At 69.1% G+C, this 15,938-nt stretch carries 13 protein-coding genes; 10 read left to right on the top strand and 3 right to left on the bottom strand.

Going from position 1 to position 15,938, the window contains the following annotated elements; all coding sequences use genetic code 11:
* Positions 1-129: 129 nt before the first annotated feature.
* Entirely contained in the window at positions 130-420 is a 291-nt protein-coding gene (locus ADL34_RS36750) for a hypothetical protein (RefSeq protein WP_234375063.1), read from the bottom strand.
* A 130-nt stretch (positions 421-550) separates the two neighbouring features.
* On the opposite strand from ADL34_RS36750, the gene ADL34_RS36410 reads away from it, so the two are divergent.
* From ADL34_RS36410 to ADL34_RS20815, 6 genes are all read left to right on the top strand, one after another.
* Positions 551-760: a hypothetical protein gene (locus tag ADL34_RS36410; RefSeq protein ID WP_199835605.1), complete on the top strand. Its 210-nt coding sequence runs from the start codon at positions 551-553 to the stop codon at positions 758-760.
* 229 nt (positions 761-989) lie between these two features.
* Positions 990-3,131, top strand: coding sequence for a hypothetical protein (locus ADL34_RS20835; protein ID WP_062670472.1), 2,142 nt, complete (start codon positions 990-992; stop codon positions 3,129-3,131).
* Positions 3,132-3,148: 17 nt separating this feature from the next.
* A complete protein-coding gene (locus ADL34_RS20830; RefSeq protein WP_062670470.1) occupies positions 3,149-4,768 on the top strand; it encodes a type I restriction-modification system subunit M in 1,620 nt (539 codons plus the stop codon).
* Positions 4,765-5,970 carry a restriction endonuclease subunit S gene (locus ADL34_RS20825; protein ID WP_062670467.1) on the top strand — a complete coding sequence of 402 codons (1,206 nt, stop codon included), beginning with the start codon at positions 4,765-4,767 and terminating at the stop codon, positions 5,968-5,970. Before ADL34_RS20830 ends, ADL34_RS20825 begins: the two co-directional genes overlap by 4 nt.
* The gene (locus ADL34_RS20820) at positions 5,967-9,242 is read left to right on the top strand and encodes a type I restriction endonuclease subunit R (RefSeq protein ID WP_062670465.1); all 3,276 of its coding nucleotides are present in this window, start codon (positions 5,967-5,969) and stop codon (positions 9,240-9,242) included. Before ADL34_RS20825 ends, ADL34_RS20820 begins: the two co-directional genes overlap by 4 nt.
* Before the next feature lie 75 nt (positions 9,243-9,317).
* Complete coding sequence (locus ADL34_RS20815; RefSeq protein ID WP_234375062.1) at positions 9,318-10,151, top strand: EcsC family protein; 834 nt, start codon at positions 9,318-9,320, stop codon at positions 10,149-10,151.
* 64 nt (positions 10,152-10,215) lie between these two features.
* On the opposite strand, the gene ADL34_RS34985 is transcribed toward ADL34_RS20815, so the two are convergent.
* Together ADL34_RS34985 and ADL34_RS20810 are read right to left on the bottom strand one after the other, a co-directional pair.
* Complete coding sequence (locus ADL34_RS34985) at positions 10,216-10,431, bottom strand: DUF397 domain-containing protein (RefSeq protein WP_079034305.1); 216 nt, start codon at positions 10,429-10,431, stop codon at positions 10,216-10,218.
* The gene (locus ADL34_RS20810) at positions 10,428-11,369 is read right to left on the bottom strand and encodes a helix-turn-helix domain-containing protein (RefSeq protein WP_062670501.1); all 942 of its coding nucleotides are present in this window, start codon (positions 11,367-11,369) and stop codon (positions 10,428-10,430) included. The genes ADL34_RS34985 and ADL34_RS20810 overlap by 4 nt, the downstream gene beginning before the upstream one ends.
* A 150-nt stretch (positions 11,370-11,519) precedes the next feature.
* On the opposite strand from ADL34_RS20810, the gene ADL34_RS20805 reads away from it, so the two are divergent.
* The 4 genes from ADL34_RS20805 (at position 11,520) to ADL34_RS20790 (ending at position 15,934) form a co-directional block, all read left to right on the top strand.
* Positions 11,520-12,125: an ATP-binding protein gene (locus ADL34_RS20805; protein WP_420714271.1), complete on the top strand. Its 606-nt coding sequence runs from the start codon at positions 11,520-11,522 to the stop codon at positions 12,123-12,125.
* Between the two features lie 216 nt (positions 12,126-12,341).
* Positions 12,342-14,786, top strand: coding sequence for an AAA family ATPase (locus tag ADL34_RS20800; RefSeq protein ID WP_062670460.1), 2,445 nt, complete (start codon positions 12,342-12,344; stop codon positions 14,784-14,786).
* Positions 14,786-15,244 carry a hypothetical protein gene (locus tag ADL34_RS20795; protein ID WP_062670456.1) on the top strand — a complete coding sequence of 153 codons (459 nt, stop codon included), beginning with the start codon at positions 14,786-14,788 and terminating at the stop codon, positions 15,242-15,244. The genes ADL34_RS20800 and ADL34_RS20795 overlap by 1 nt, the downstream gene beginning before the upstream one ends.
* Before the next feature lie 366 nt (positions 15,245-15,610).
* The gene (locus ADL34_RS20790) at positions 15,611-15,934 is read left to right on the top strand and encodes a hypothetical protein (RefSeq protein WP_159038955.1); all 324 of its coding nucleotides are present in this window, start codon (positions 15,611-15,613) and stop codon (positions 15,932-15,934) included.
* Positions 15,935-15,938: the final 4 nt, after the last annotated feature.

Genomic DNA, 15,938 nt, shown 5'->3' with positions numbered 1-15,938 from the left:
CACCCTCGCCAACCTCGTCATCAGCATGCACAGGCACATCGTCCCAGACGCCGAACCAGCACCCATCTACCTTGACCAGAGACATAGGGGCACCCCCCCAACGAGCGCGGCGGCGTCTGCGGCAACTCGTCAGCCGACCTTGGTCCACTCCTGGCAGCCGTTGGTCTCGAAGTACTCGCCCTTGTTGACCGTCACCCGCCCCTGGCCCTGGAGGTTCGCGTTGGCGATGATCGCTTCGAACTCCCCGGAGGCGTTCTTGGTGCGCGCCCAGTAGCAGTTCTCGATGACGCTGCCCTTGTCGGGGCCGGCGGTCCTGTACGTACCTGCCTGCATGTCCTCCCCGACGAGGTACTGCCCGTCGCCTTCTACCGTGGTGGCGGCTCCCGCCTTCTTGGCCGGCTTGGGGGGCTTGGGAGTCACAGTGACCTTCTCGGTGACCGTGACGGCCGGCTTAGGCTCGCCGACTTCGGCAGATGCTGTCTTGGTGACAGTGACGGCAGGGGCGGGTGCGGAGGCGTCGTCTGTGCCGCCGGCTTCCCCGTCGTCGCCTATGCCCGCGCCGATCAAGAGGGCGACGAGCGCGGTCGCGCCGTGGGTGAGCCAGGCCTTGCGGCGCGATGCCTTCGGCCCCGTCGGCACGCCCGCCGGAGGCTGCCCGGGGCCGGCCGTCGTGACCGGCATCGGCGGTACGGCGCCCCAGCTCGGCGCGTTCCCGGACCCGGAGGGCTGCGGGGTGCTGGGCGGTGTCGAGGGCGGGTAGCTCATTGCGGTGGTCCTCCGGTTCGGCGTCGTGGCGCTTGCTGGTCACAAGGTGCCTGCCATACCGAAGGATCGGTGCCGAGATCACTGATAACCCGTATTATCAGCCGAGTTTCCTCCAGGAGTCAGGGGTCGATGTAGATTGCTGACGTCCGCCCCGCTGAAGGAGGGGAGGACCGCGAGGCGACAAAGCCGGCCTCGGTGACCGGGGAGAGGGGGGCGACACGTCCATGACGGCACACACGACCACAGGGGCGTCCGCCGCAATACTGCCCGAAACCCCGGCCTGGCGGATCACATATGCCGAGATCGCCGCCCTCGCCCAGGTCAAGCGCCCGGTCCCCACCACCTGGGCCCGCCGCCACCCGGACTTCCCCGCTCCCGTCGCCCACGAGGACGGACGTCCCCTGTTCGACGCCCGCGCGGTCGTCGACTGGCTCGCCTCCACCGGCCGCGGCAACACCGACCCCCGCCGGCTCCGCGCCGAGCTCGCCCTGCACACCCTGGCCGCCTGGCGCAGCCCGACCCTGTCCGCGTCCGTCCTGCTCGGCGCGCTGACCTCCCTGGTCTGCCTGCACCAGCAGCTCGACGCCCCCGTCGCCGACGGCCGGCCCTGGAACGCCGTCGTGGACAGCGCTGCCGACCTCGACCCGGAAGACCGCTTCCTCCTCTCCGAACTGCGGGCCCTGCCCGACCCCGACCGCACCGGCCCGGCCCTCGCCCACCTCGCCGACGAGCTGATCGACGCCGCCTACAACCCCGCCGAGGCCTTCGACTGGATCCTCCAGGCCCGCCCCCGCCTCGGCTCCCACGACCCGGCCGCCGACGGGCCCACCCCGGCCGTGGTCCGCGCCCTCGCCGCCCTCTCCGGCATCGACACCCTCGACGAGGGCGCGGTGATCGCCGTCCCGCACGCCCGCTCCGGTGACCTCCCGGCCGCCCTCCACGACCGCGCCGCCGAGGACTCCCGCCACGTCTACCTCGCCGCCGACCCCGACCCGGTCCGCGTACGCATGATCCGCCGTCGGATGCTGGTGCGCGGGGTGTACGAGTTCCGGCTCGACGTCGCCGAGGGCGAGGAGCTGACCGCCGACGAGTGGGGCTACCCCAACCTCATGGTCTGCGCCCTCCCGTACGAGGCCGCCGAGACCCGCGACGCCAAGGCGGTCCTGGACCAGGTTGCCGCCCTCACCGACTACCTCGACACCGGCGCCACCGCCGTCGTCCTCGGCCCCGCCGACGTCCTCATCGGCCCCCTCGCCCGGCACGGCGACGCCGACCGGCTGCGCCGCTCGTTCCTGGAGCCCGGTTTACTCAAGGCGGCGATCAGCCTCCCCGACGGCGCCTACGCCTACCGCCCCGGCTACCGCACGGCGGTCTGGATCCTCGCCCGCGTCCCCGAGGAGCAGCGCACGGGTCTCGTTCTCCTCGCGGACTACTCCGCCCGGCCGCTCACCGAGCCCGTCCTCGACGCCCTCGCCGAGGACATCGCCATCTGGCGTGCCTCGGGGTGGACCCCCGACCGACGTCACGAACCGCGCCACGCCGCCATCGTCCACGGCACCGACCTGGACGGCAGCCCCGGTGCCGCGTTCACTCCGCAGCACCGGACGCTCGCGTCCCGGCACGTGCGGACGGTGGTGGAACGCCCGGCGGTCATCGCGGACCTGGAACGGCGCCTGAGTGAACTCCACGAGCGTGCGCGGGCCGGCGACCTTCGGCTGCGCGCTCAGGCGGAGTTGCGCCCGGAGAGCCAGCCGGTCCGTCGTACGTCCGTCGGCCGCCTCCTGCGCGCCCGCCGCCTGCGCCGCCGCCCCGGCCACCGCTTCGCCCCCGAACACCTCACCCCCGAGGGCCACTACACGGTCCTCACCCCCGAGGAGATCCTCGGCACCGCCCGCATCGGCGGCCGCCGCATGGACCGTGGCATCCTCCTCACGGCCTACGAGCACGCCCAGTTCACCGAGCCCGGGGACCTTGTGGTCACCGCCCACCCGCACTTCGGCGTGTACGTCGACGTGGAGGGCGTCTCGCTGGTCGCGGCACCGGCCCGCATCCTGCGGGTGCATCCCGACGCGGACCCGCCGGTACGGCCCCGGGTGCTGGCGGCGCTGCTGCGGGCGGCGGCGGGGGAGCACGCCCGCACGAGTGGTGCGGTACGCGCCTCCCGCCGTATCGAGGACCTGGTCGTCCCCGACCTGAGCAGCACCGAGGCCGACCTGTACGAGGCCGTCCTCGCCGAGATCGAGAGCCGCGCGGCGTTACTGCGAGAGCAGACGGCCGCGCTCGACGACCTGACCCGCGTGATGGCGGCCGGCATGACCGACGGCACGCTCACCATCCAGCCACTTCCGCACACCGACACCCACTGAAGGAGACGGCCCACCCGATGCCTCCACGTCAGAAGAAGCCCGCCGACCAGGCGGAGCTGTTCAGCGCCTCCACCGCCAAGGAGATCCAGGACATCCTCTGGAAGGCGGCCGACAAGCTCCGCGGCTCCATCGACGCCGCCCAGTACAAGGAGTTCGTCCTCGGCCTGATCTTCCTGAAGTACGTCTCGGACGCCTTCGAGGAGCGCCGCACCGAGCTGGCCAAGGAACTCGCCGAGGACGGCATCTCCGAGGAGCAGATCGGCGACTTCCTGGAGGACCGCGACGAGTACACCGGCGCCCACGTCTTCTGGGTCCCGGAGACCGCCCGCTGGTCCTGGATCGCCGCGCACGCCAAGGCGCAGGGTGTGGGCAAGCTCCTGGACGAGGCGATGGACGCGATCATGCGGGAGAACGCCTCCCTGACGGGTGTCCTCCCGAAGATTTTCAACCAGGACCGCGTCGACCAGAAGCGCCTGGGTGAACTCGTCGACCTCATCAGCGACGCCCGCTTCGGGGGGAGCGGGGACAAGCCGGCGCAGGACCTGCTGGGCGAGGTGTACGAGTACTTCCTCGGCAACTTCGCGCGGGCGGAGGGGAAGCGGGGCGGGGAGTTCTACACGCCGAGCTCCGTCGTCCGGCTCATCGTGGAAATCCTGGAGCCGTACGAGGGGCGGGTGTACGACCCGGCGTGTGGGTCGGGCGGCATGTTCGTGCAGGCCAGCAAGTTCATCCAGGCGCACCGGGGCCGGGGCCACAAGGCCGACATCGCGGTCTACGGCCAGGAGCTGAACGAGCGCACCTGGCGCCTGGCCAAGATGAACCTCGCCATCCACGGCATTGACGGCAACCTCGCCGCGCGCTGGGGCGACACCTTCGCCGACGACAAGCACCCGGACCTCAAGGCCGACTTCGTCATGGCCAACCCGCCCTTCAACATCAAGGACTGGGCGAGGGATGAGACCGACCCGCGCTGGAAGTACGGGGTCCCGCCGAAGAACAACGCCAACTATGCGTGGCTCCAGCACATGATCTCCAAGCTGGGGGAGAAGGGCACGGCCGGCATCGTCTTGGCCAACGGCTCGATGAGCTCCCAGTCCAGCGGCGAGGGCGAGATCAGGCAGGCGCTGATCGAGGCCGATTTGGTCGCTTGCATGGTGGCGCTGCCCTCGCAGCTCTTCCGCACGACGCAGATCCCGGCGTGCCTGTGGTTCCTGTCAAAGGATAAGACGCCTCAGGGCGCCCGGCGGTTGGACGACCGGCGTGGCGAGATCCTGTTCATCGACGCCCGAGGGATGGGTGAAATGGTGGACCGGACAGAGCGCGTCTTCACGGAGGCTGACCTCGGGAAGATTGCCGACACTTACCACGCGTGGCGCGGCACGGCGTCGGCGCGTGAGGTCGGGCTGACGTATGAGGACGTGCCGGGCTTCTGCTACTCGGCCGACCTGGAGAAGGTACGGGAGCACGGGTACGTACTTACGCCGGGGCGGTATGTGGGGGCTGTCGAGGCGGAGGAAGAGGACGCAGAGGCGATTGCGGAGAGGATCAGCAAGCTGACGGAGGAGCTTCACGCGCTCTTCGACAAGTCGGCCGAACTGGAGAAGACGGTCCGTGAGCAGTTGGAGAACGTCCGATGACGCAGCTGACTCTTGCCGACCTCTGTGAACTGGTCGTGGACTGCAAGAACCGGACACCTCCGGAGGCTTTTCCCGGCGAGGAGATCGCAGGTTTCTCCATCGGTACGCCAAACATCATAGACGGCCGTATTCGGCTGTCGGACGCCAAGCCGGTCAGTCGTGAGACCTTCGACACCTGGACAGCGCGCGCGGTTCCACAAGCCGGTGACATCGTTCTGACCCGCGAGGCTCCAGTGGGGCGAGTCGGCCGTATAGAAGAGGGGATGCGCATCTGCCTCGGGCAGCGGACGATGCTTCTGCGCCCCAAAGAGCAGCGCACGGACTCGCGATTCCTGCATTATTTCCTCCTTAGCCCCACGGTTCAGGATATGCTGCACTCCCAGGCCTCCGGGTCGACTGTGGCCCACCTACGCGTTGCCCAGGTGCGTGACCTGCGTATCCCGGCAGTGCCGGAACTCGCGGAGCAGCGGCGGATCGGAGCAGTCCTCGGCGCACTGGATGACAAGATTGCGGTCAACGAACGCACCTCGACCACCTACGAGAAGTTGCTGCAGTGCCGTTACGCGGAGCTGGGACTGGCCGATGAGCCGAGTGCTGAAAGAGCTGTGCCGGTCACGGACCTCTTGACTTTCAATCCAAAGGTCGCGAAGCCGTCTGCGGATGAGCCCGTCTATGTGGACATGGCGGCATTGCAGACCGACCGGGCCAGTATTCCAGCATGGACACGGAGGGCGCCGAAGTCGGGCCCGAGGTTCATGAACGGTGACACACTCCTCGCCCGCATTACCCCCTGCTTGGAAAATGGCAAGACCGGCTACGTCGACTTCATGGAAGACGGCGAAATCGGGCTTGGTTCCACTGAATTCATCGTTATGCGCTCGCTCCCCGGAGTTCCCGGCGAACTCAGCTATTTCCTGGCCCGGGACAGCCGGTTCCGTGCGCACGCCATCCGCAATATGGCCGGCACGTCCGGGCGGCAGCGGGTCAGCGCGGCAGATGCCGCGAACTACGAGGTGAACCGCCCTGACGCGGACGCGCTGGCCGCTTTCGGCCGAGAGGCCTCCGCAGCCTTTGCTCACATGAAGTCACTCCAAGCGGAGTCCCGCACCCTCACCACCCTCCGCGCCACGCTCCTCCCCCAACTCATCTCCGGCCGCCTCCGCGTCAAGAACGCCGAGAAGGTTGTCGAGGACGCCACATGACGACGCCCCACGACGGAAACGAGCCCGACGACAGAAGCCACCGCCGCCCCACCGAAGCCGACTGGGAGCTGCTCGCGCTCGACGAGCTGGCCGAGTTGGCCTGGCAGCCGGCCTCCGGTAACGCGTTCGCGCCCGGTTCCGACCACCGGAAGTCCTGGGACGACCTCATCCTCTACCCGGACCTCCAGGAGGCCATCGAGCGCCTGAACCCGGAGCTGCCCCCGGACGCCGTCCACGATGCCGTGGCGACCGCCGCCACTCCCGGCTCTCAGGACACCTACGAGGAGAACCGGGCCGCCCACCGCCACCTCACCACCGGCATACGTTCGGTCACCTACACCGACTCCCACGGTGCCGAGCACAACCCCACCATCCGTCTCCTCGACCTGGACGACCCGGACGCGAACACCTATCGCGCCCTCAGTCAGGTCACGGTGATCGACGGCGACAGGAACCGCCGCTTCGACGTCATCCTGTACGTCAACGGCCTGCCCCTCGCCGCCATCGAGCTGAAGCGCGCCGGCGACGAGGACGCGACCCTCCAGACTGCCCACGCCCAAGTCGCCCGGTACGTCCAGGAGTTCCCGACCGCCTTCCGCTACAACGCGGTCGTTCTGCTCTCCGACGGCATCACCGCCAAGTACGGCACGCCGTTCACCCCGTACGAGCACTTCGCCCCATGGAACACGGACGAGTTCGGCGCCCGCGTCGACCCGCTGACCGCCGACGGTTTCTCGGAGTCGGGACAGAACCTGGCATTGCACGGCCTGTTCACCCAGTCCCGCTTTCTCGAACTGATCCAGTCCTTCATCAACTTCGTCCCGTCGAAGCGGATGAAGCGGATCGCGAAGCCGCACCAGTACCACGCGGTCACCCGCGCCGCCGACGCCGTCCGCACGGCGTCGGCGAGCGACGGCAAGGCTGGCGTCGTCTGGCACACCCAGGGTTCCGGCAAGTCGGAGGAGATGGTCCTCACCACCACCATGGTGATGCGGGACCCGGCCCTGCTGAACCCCACCGTGGTGGTCGTCACCGACCGCACGGACCTCGATGACCAGCTCTACAGCACCTTCCAGGAGAGCGAGATCCTCCCGGAGACGCCGAGGCAGGTCGTCACCCGCGCCGAACTCCGGGAGGAGCTTGCGGCGAAGAGGACGGGAGGGATCCTCTTCACCACGCTCCAGAAGTTCGGCAAGACCAAGGAGGAGCGGGAGTCGGGCACCGACCACCCGATGCTCTCCGACCGCCGGAACATCGTCGTGATCGTCGACGAGGCCCACCGCAGCCACTACGACGACCTCAACGGCCTCGCCCGCCATCTGCGCGACGCGCTCCCGCACGCCACGCTGCTCGCCTTCACCGGTACCCCGATCTCGGAGGCCGACCGCAACACCCGCGAGGTGTTCGGCGACTACATCGACGTCTACGACCTCAAGCGGGCCGCCGACGACGGCGCGACCGTGAAGGTCTACCACGAGAGCCGCGTGATCCAGCTCGTCCTGGACCACGACGTCGATCCGACCACCATCGACGAAGAGGCCGACCGGATCACCGAGGGCCTCGACGACACCGAGCGCCGCCGCGTCGAACAGGCCGTGGCGACGATGAACGCCATGTACGGCGCGCCGGCCCGCATACGCGACCTCGCGGCCGACCTGGTGGAGCACTGGGAGGCGCGCCGGGAGCGGATGAAGCCGTTCGTCGGCGCCTCCGAGTCGGGCGGGGCGCCCGGCAAGGCGATGGTGGTGTGCGCGACCCGCGAGATCTGCGTCCGCGTCTACGACGCCCTGCGCGAGCTGCGTCCCGAGTGGCACAGCGACGAGTTCGAGAGGGGCACGATGAAGATCGTCTTCTCGTCCAACTCCCGCAAGGACTTGGACGCCCTGCTCGCCCACGCGCTGACCGACAGCCGCCGTAAGGCCGTCATCAACCGGGCCAAGGACCCCGACGACGAGCTGGAACTGCTCATCGTCAACAACATGCTGCTGACCGGCTTCGACGCCCCGCCGATCCACACCATGTACCTGGACCGGCCGCTCAAGGGCGCCAACCTGATGCAGGCCCTGGCCCGCGTCAACCGCCGCTTCCGCGGAAAGGAGGACGGCCTCCTCGTCGGCTACGCCCCGCTGACGGAGAACCTCCAGCGGGCCATCGCCGAGTACACCGAGGCCGACCAGCGCGACCGCACCCTCGGCCAGGACGTCGAGCGCGCACTGGACGAGCTGCGCAACGAGTACGACATCCTCACCGGCATCCTGCGCGGCTTCGCGTGGGAACCCCTGCTCGACCGCCCCGGCCCCCGTGCCTTCGTCGACGCGGCCCTGAAGACGGCCAACCACCTGCGCGACCCCCGCACCAAGGGCAACGACCCCGACCAGCTCGACGACCCGCGCCAGACCCTGGGCCGACGCTTCCGTGACCACGCCTACCGTCTTGAGCGCTTCTGGGCGCTGGCGGGCAGCTCGAAGGAGGTGGGGGAGCGGTTCGCGGACACGCCGGCCTGGAAGAGGCACATCCAGTTCTTCGTCGAGGTCCGCGCCTACATGGCCAAGCTGGACGCCATGGAGCGCGAGGCACGGGGCCTTCCGGTGGCCCGCGACGTCGAGCTGTACCTCTCCCAGCTCACGTCGTCCGTCGTGGAGACGGGTGGAGTGACCGACCTGTTCGCCGAGGCCGGACTGGAGACCGCCGACCTGACCCACCTCACCGACGCGCTCGTCGCCCAGCTCCAGCAGAGCCAGACCCCGCACCTGGCGGCCGAGGCACTGCGGCGGCTCGTCGAGCGGAAGATGCGCGAGGTCACCCGGCACAACATCGTCCGGCAGACGACGTTCTCCGAGCGTCTCCAGGACCTGATGGTGCGTTACATGCGCCAGCAGTACACCAGCGCCGAACTCATCGCCAAACTGGTCGAGATGGCCAAGGACGTCATGGCCGACGCCAAGCGGGGCGAGAAGTTCGACCCGCCTCTCAACTGGCGTGAACTCGCCTTCTACGACGCCGTTGCCGACCACGGTACGGCCCGCTCGCTCATGGGTGACGAGGTCCTGGCCGGCATCGCCCGCGAACTGGTCGCCGAGGTCCGCCGCCAGCTCAAGCCCGACTGGATCGCCCGCGAGTCCGTCCGTGCCCGCCTGCGCAGCACCATCAAGCGCCTCCTGGCCCGCAACAACTACCCGCCGGACCAGCAGAAGGAGGCCATCGACTTGGTTCTCCGCCAGATGGAGCACTTCGCCAACGAGTGGTCCACCAAGGGAGAGACCGAAAGCTGAGCTGTCCTCACCGACTCACCGAAATTCTGGAGACATACAGGGAGGTAGCTCCTCCCGGAAGGTCAGGTTTACTTCATGGCGGGCAAAGAGATGGAAGACCCGGGGTCGCATTTCTCCACGGTGCTGGTCGCTGCGGCGAAACTTCCGGGTGTGCGTATCAACAGGGAGACGTACCTTCGGAAGGCGCTGTCCCGTCACTGCTCCGAAGAGCAGATCAAGCAAGCGATCGAAGAGACCCCGGCGGCGGCGGGTATCCCCCTCGACATCCTGGAGAAGGCGGCCAACGACTCCATCAAGTACGAGACCGCCAAGGTCAGCGCCGCTTCCGCGGCAGCCGGACTGCCCGGCCTGCTCTTCCTTCCCGCCACCGTCCCTGCCGACCTGGCGCAGTACATGGGGCACATGCTGCGCATCTCGCAGAAGCTCGCCTACCTCTACAGTTGGCCCGACCTGTTCTCCGGCGACGACATGGACGACGCGACCGAGGGAGTGCTCACGCTCTTCGTCGGCGTGATGTTCGGTACCCATTCGGCGACTACTGCTGTCACGAAGGCCGCGGAGGCGATGTCGAAGGAGGTCGCAAAGAAGCTGCCGCAGAAGGCGCTCACGAAGGGGTTCATCTACCCCCTCGTGAAGAAGATCGCCGGTCACCTCGGTAAGGAGATGACGAAGCAGACCTTCGCAAGGACCGTCTCCAAGGCGGTCCCCGTCGTCGGGGCTGTCGTTTCCGGTGGGCTCACGTTCGCGACCTTCCGACCCATGGCGAAGAAGCTGAAGAACCACCTCGCCGAGCTGGACATGACGAAGCCCACGGTGCGGGTCGAGTCTGTCGAGGTCGTGCTGGAGCGTGAGCCCTCCGCCACGGACTACGTCGAACGGTCCGACGGGGACGACGCTGCCTCAAAGTAGGCAATTCCCTCCGCTGACGCATACGGGCCATCGTGAGCCCGGATGCGTCAGCAGCGGTCCAACGTCAGACGCGCCGTTCCGACGAAGTCAACTCGATAAGGCCTGCCCATGCCTCACGGGAGACGGTGAGCAGGGGACCGGAGTCAACCTTCGAGTCACGGACGTGCACAACTGCCGCAGCAGTCGCGACCTCTACACACTGGCCGCCTTCGGTTCCGCTGTAGCTGCTCTTGAACCAGGCGAGGTCCGAGGCGATGGTCGAGGACTCAGCGTTGTTCATAGCGCTCCCAGCAACCCTTCGATGAACTTCGTTGACTCTCTCGGACTGAGAGCCTGTGATCGGATAATCCCATAGCGTGCAGCCGCGAGAGCCGTCTGTTCCGGGTCGGTCTCAAGGGAGCTGGTCGTGTGCGTCTCCGTGTAGACGAACTTCTTGCCGTCCTTCCTGGTGACAACCGTGAACGGGCCGTTCACGCCTGCGTTCTCCTCACACTCGGTCGGCATGACCTGGATCTCGACGTTCTGCTTCTGACCGGCGAGGAGAATGAACTCCAACTGTCCCCGCAGCACGTCCGTGCCACCGTACCGATGACGCAGAACCGCCTCGTTCACTACGAAGCTCAGCAGCGGGGCCGACTTGCGGTCGAAGATGTCCTGTCGGGCCAGCCGAGCTGTCACCCGCTGCTCGACCGTTTCCGAGTCCAGGGGCGGACGCCGCATCGCGAGCAGCGCCCTCATGTACTCCTCGGTCTGGAGCAGCCCGTTGACGACATGAGTGTCGTACATGAGTAGCTCAAGGCACTCCTTCTCCAGCACCGCCATCCCCTGAAAGAACACCGGATACTGCGCCCGCTCCACCTGCTCCTTCCACAGGCACAGCAACCCGCCCGCCCCCAGCACCTCATCCGCCAGTTCGATCGTCCTCGGTGTCGGAATCCTCCGCCCCTGCTCGAACGACGCGATGGTGGACGCCGAGTACCCGAGCCGCCGCCCGAACTCCTCGCGCTCCAACCCTTCCCGCACCCTCAGCGTCTTCATGGTCTGCCCGAACGCGACCACGATTCCCCGCCCGGCCTCGTCCTCCGGCCGGCGCCCGGCCCCGCCGTCGTTCTCCCAGCCGTCCCCGAGACTCACGACCGTCGCCCCCGCGCCGTCGCCGTTCCCACGCTCTCCGGTAACCGCCTCGGCCCCGGTCTCCGCACCCGTGCGCTCCGCCATGTCCACCACCGCCTTCTCTCGCTCAACGCCCCCGCAAGGGACGCCGTCACGGCGCGCAGCGCCGACAGGCGCGTACAACACGGGTACAGCCGGCCCCTGTCGCTGCGTCACCGCTGGTCACGCTACGCGACCGACGGGACCGTGAGAGGCGTGACGACGAAACCCCTCAATCCCACTGACACCACCCAACAAACCACCCCCAGTGCCCCTTTGAAGGCGTCCTCGCCACCGGGCCCCGCCTTCGAGATGCGCTTCACCTCCACACCGCGCGGAGCCCGTCTCGCCCGCCGCCTCGCGGCCGTCCGCCTGGATGCGTGGGGCATCCCGTACGGCACCGACCCGCATGACGCGATCGTGCTGATCGTCGCCGAGTTGACCGCGAACGCCGTGAGCCACGGCCACGTCCCCGGCCGGGACTTCCACCTCCGTCTCCACGCGACCCCCGACGGCCGCACCGTGCGCGTCGAGGTCACCGACACCCGCACCGAACGCCACCCGCGCCGCCCGGCCATCCCGGAAGGTGCAGCCGGCGTCGAGGAGACCGGCCGCGGACTGCTCCTCGTGTCGCAACTCGCGACCCGCTGGGACTGGCACCCACGCCCGGACGGCCCGGGCAAGACCGTCTGGGCGGAGTACGAGCAGGTACGCACCGCCTTGCGGGAGGGGAACGGCTACCACCCCGATCTGCGCGAGCAGGCCACGCCGGACGCCGAGTCGGCCAGACGGGTCGGTGAGGCGAGGAGGCAAAGCAACTGATCACCGAGGCGGGCGAACCGGCGCGCTCCTCGCCCCGAATGATCACTCCCTTGTCATCGACTTACCTGATAACCGTCGTTATCAGAAAGGAGAAACCGCACGCATCCCACCTACGCCTACGGTCCCGTCCGTCGACAGGTGCCCAACGGTTCGGCCGCTCCGGTGCCTGTCGGTGCTCGCCCCTTTCCCTCTTCGACGGGCATCACGGGAGACACCATGGACGACGCGACGACCGATCCGACCCCCGACAGAGCACTGCCCTTGCCTGGACTCGTCGAGGCCCGCCTGGCCGGCGACCGCAAGCTGTCCGCTCCGGTGAAGGCCCTCGTCCGCGGGGCGCTCGGCCACCCCGAGGACGCCGAAGGCGGACCCCGGCCCTCCGCGGGCCCCGTCTACTTGGGGAACATCGCGGTCACCGGCTTCCGCGGCGTCGGCTCCAAGGCACTGCTCAAGCTGAAGCCCAAGCCCGGCGTGACCCTCGTCGTGGGACGCAACGGCTCCGGCAAGTCGAGCATCGCCGAGGCGATCGAGACCCTGTTCACCGGCACCAACGCCCACTGCGCCGGCCAGCACCCGAGTCATGCCGTCCGCTGGCGCAACCTGCACCAGGGCGAGCGGACCGTCGTCGAGGCCAGGCTGACCGTCGAGGGCGACCCGTCGCCGAGCACCCTCACCCGCACCTGGACCGGCGACGCCTTCACCGACTCCGAGGCCGTGCTCAGGCGGCCGGGACACGGCACCGTGCCGCTGGAGGAGACCGGCTGGGAGCGGGCGACCCGCGCCCACCGGCCCTTCCTCTCCTACGCCGACCTGGACAACCTGATCAACGGCAAGCCGTCCGAGATGTACGACAACATCGCCGCGATCCTCGGCCTCGACGACCTCAACGCCGCCGCGCGACGGCTGACGGCCGCGAACAAGGAACTCGACGCCGCCGTCAACGCTGCGAAGGACAGGAAGCCGCACCTGCACGCGGCCCTGGAGGAGGTCGGGCACGACGACCGGGCGCTCAAGGCGCTGGTGGCGATGGAGGAGAAGGACGGACCCGATCACGCCGTGCTCGACGCGCTGGTCGCCGGCGCGCCCACGGCCGACGAGGGGCGGCTGCGGGAGGCCCGTCTGGAGGCCGCCGCCGAGACCGAGAGTCCTGACCTGGACCGGGTCGGCGCCGCCGTCGACGCGCTGCGGAACGCCGTCGCCGACGTCGACGACCTGAAGGGCACCGCCGCCGCCGACGCCCACAGCAGGGCCGCACTGCTCCAGGCCGCCCTCCGGCACAGCGACCGCCACGCCGACGACACGGCCTGCCCGGTCTGCGGCACGGAACAGGTACTGGACCGGGAGTGGGCCGCGCGCGCCGAGGCGCAGATCGCCGCGCTCCTGCGCGAGGCCGAGGCCGTACGCGAGGCCGAAGCCCGTCTGCGGACCGCGACGCGCGAACTGCACGACCTGATCAACCCGCCCCCGGAGATCCCGGCCGCGCTCGCCGAACCGTGGCAGGCCTGGGGCGACTGCCGGTGGATCACCGACCCCGCCGTACTCGCCGAGAGCGCCCTGAAGGCGGCGGTGACGCTGACGGACGCGTGCGCGATCGTGGCCGGAGCGGCGCGCGAGGAACTGGCGGCCATGGACGAACGCTGGCACGCCGTCGTCGGCCTGCTCGCCGAGTGGACGAACCTCTCCCGGGAGGCCGAGGCCGCAGGGCCCCGCCGGACGGAGGTCAACGCCGCCCTCAACTGGATCAAGAAGCTCACGACCGAGGTCCGCGACCTGCGTGTCGACGCCTTCGCCGGTCACACGCAGCGGATCTGGGAGAAGCTGCGCCAGCAGAGCAGCGTCGACCTGACCCGCGTCGGCCTGCACGGCAGCGAGAAGGCCACCGTCCGCAAGCTGGTCATGGACGTCACCGTCGACGACACCGAGGCCTCTGCCCTGGGCGTCATGAGCCAGGGCGAACTGCACTCGCTCGCCCTCTCCCTGTTCCTGCCCCGCGCCGCGACGGCCGACAGCCCCTTCGGCTTCGTCGTCATCGACGACCCCGTGCAGTCCATGGACCCGGCGAAGGTCGACGGCCTGGCCCAGGTGCTCGACGAACTCGGCCGCGACCGGCAGGTCGTCGTCTTCACCCACGACACCCGCCTCCCGCACGCCTTCCGCAGCCAGGGCCTGCCGGTGACCGTGCTCAAGGTGGAGCGCGGCGAGAAGTCCAAGGTGCACGTCACCTGCGACACCGACCCGGTCAAGGAGGCCGTCGACAACGCCATGGCCCTCGCCAGGACCGAGAACTGCTCCGAGACGGCCCTGCGTCACGTCCTGCCGTCCCTGTGCCGCGAGGCGCTGGCGACGGCGATCGTCGAGGCGGCCTGGCTCCGCCGCAACCGCACCGGCCTCCCCGCCGAAGACCTCCAGGCCGCCATCGACATGACCGAACGGCTCCTCCCCCTCGCGTCGTTCGCCCTCTTCGACGACGGCTCCGTCCATCCCGACGAGAAGGTCAAGGACAGTCTCCGCTCCTTGTACGGCCGTGAGAGCACGGTGCTGATCCACCAGTGCCAGCAGGGCGCCCACCCCGGCGGATTCCTCCCGCCGGATCCGGTCGCCTTCGTGAGGAAGGTCGAGGACCTCGCCAACAAGATCCGCAAGCCGGAGGCGAACGCCTGATGCCCGCCACTCCCACTGCGGCCGCCGTGCTCCTCGCTGCCGCTGACGACCTCCTCACCGGCAGCCCGAACGGCGACGGCCCGCTGACCTCGGCCGGCCGCGACCGCGGCGCGGCCTACGCCCTGCGCATCGCCTTGGAAGCAGCCGTCGACGCGGCCCTCATGGCTGAGGAAGCCGGACTCGGCGGACTCCGCAGCATGCGCGCGAAACTGCTCTGCCTGCACCACTACGCCGGCCCCGCCCGAGCCCGCCGTGCCCACACCCTCTGGAACCGGCTCAGTGCCGCTTGCAAGTACCACCACGACGAACTCGGCCCGCCCCGCGCCCAGGTGCGACTCTGGCGGGCGGCCGTTGGAGTCCTTGTCACAGACCTCGCCGCGTGCGGAACGGCTGGGGAGTTCGCCCCGCAGCAAAGGGGCGGCGAGAATCCGCTCCCCGCAGAGGCGCCGACCCGCTGAGCTGAGCGGACGCGGACATCATAGGAAAGGCCGCCACCAGGCGTGACTCCTCTGCGCCGTGCAGCGGGGCGGTGGCTTCTTCCGTCAGCGCCGCGACCGATTCACAGACTCGTGATTGCCCTCCTGCTGTGCGAAGACCCCCTCGTCTGTGGTACGCGCACCGCATCTGGCAGGCTGCTGATCCTCCTCGCAGGAACCGCATAGGAGTGCGCTGTGGAGCTTCGACATCTTCTCGCTGTACAGGTTGCCTTGGCTGCCCTAACCCTGGCTTCCGGCTGCGCGTCCGGCGACGACGCGAGCGAGTCGCCCGGCCGTCCAGACTCTTCGTCCTCCCCGGACGGGGCGCGCCAGGCGGTGGCGGCGTATGTGGAAGCCCTGAACTCGCGCAGCGCCTCCCGGCTGATCGCCGTCGGGGGTGTGGAGGACGAGAAGTGGTCGAGGCAGGAGGCCGCGCGGATCCTCGCGGAGAGGGGCGGCCAAGGCTGGCGGATCGAGGACGTCCGGATCGAGCACGACATGGGACCGGACACCGGCTCGGCTCGGCTCAAGGCCATGGACAAGGCGGGGGAGGCCTGGCAGGACACCTTCACCGTGACCCGCGACAAGGGCGCCTGGCATCTCGTGGTCTTCACACATCAGCCCGGGGAGTCCGGTAAGGAGACCGCGGCCACCGAGAGACCTACCTCCTGAGATC

It is taken from the genome of Streptomyces sp. NRRL WC-3605 (assembly GCF_001509795.1).
Lineage (GTDB): Bacteria > Actinomycetota > Actinomycetes > Streptomycetales > Streptomycetaceae > Streptomyces > Streptomyces viridochromogenes.
This window is presented reverse-complemented; position numbering and strand designations above follow the sequence as displayed.

What these genes read in the sequence shown, in the direction of transcription:
- ADL34_RS20815 (WP_234375062.1), top strand. Translation starts at nt 9,318, where the DNA reads ATGGCGGGCAAAGAGATGGAAGACCCGGGGTCGCATTTCTCCACGGTG.
- ADL34_RS20830 (WP_062670470.1), top strand. Translation starts at nt 3,149, where the DNA reads ATGCCTCCACGTCAGAAGAAGCCCGCCGACCAGGCGGAGCTGTTCAGC.
- ADL34_RS20795 (WP_062670456.1), top strand. Translation starts at nt 14,786, where the DNA reads ATGCCCGCCACTCCCACTGCGGCCGCCGTGCTCCTCGCTGCCGCTGAC.
- ADL34_RS20835 (WP_062670472.1), top strand. Translation starts at nt 990, where the DNA reads ATGACGGCACACACGACCACAGGGGCGTCCGCCGCAATACTGCCCGAA.
- ADL34_RS20820 (WP_062670465.1), top strand. Translation starts at nt 5,967, where the DNA reads ATGACGACGCCCCACGACGGAAACGAGCCCGACGACAGAAGCCACCGC.
- ADL34_RS20810 (WP_062670501.1), bottom strand. Translation starts at nt 11,369, where the DNA reads ATGGCGGAGCGCACGGGTGCGGAGACCGGGGCCGAGGCGGTTACCGGA.
- ADL34_RS34985 (WP_079034305.1), bottom strand. Translation starts at nt 10,431, where the DNA reads ATGAACAACGCTGAGTCCTCGACCATCGCCTCGGACCTCGCCTGGTTC.
- ADL34_RS36410 (WP_199835605.1), top strand. Translation starts at nt 551, where the DNA reads ATGCCCGCGCCGATCAAGAGGGCGACGAGCGCGGTCGCGCCGTGGGTG.
- ADL34_RS20800 (WP_062670460.1), top strand. Translation starts at nt 12,342, where the DNA reads ATGGACGACGCGACGACCGATCCGACCCCCGACAGAGCACTGCCCTTG.
- ADL34_RS20825 (WP_062670467.1), top strand. Translation starts at nt 4,765, where the DNA reads ATGACGCAGCTGACTCTTGCCGACCTCTGTGAACTGGTCGTGGACTGC.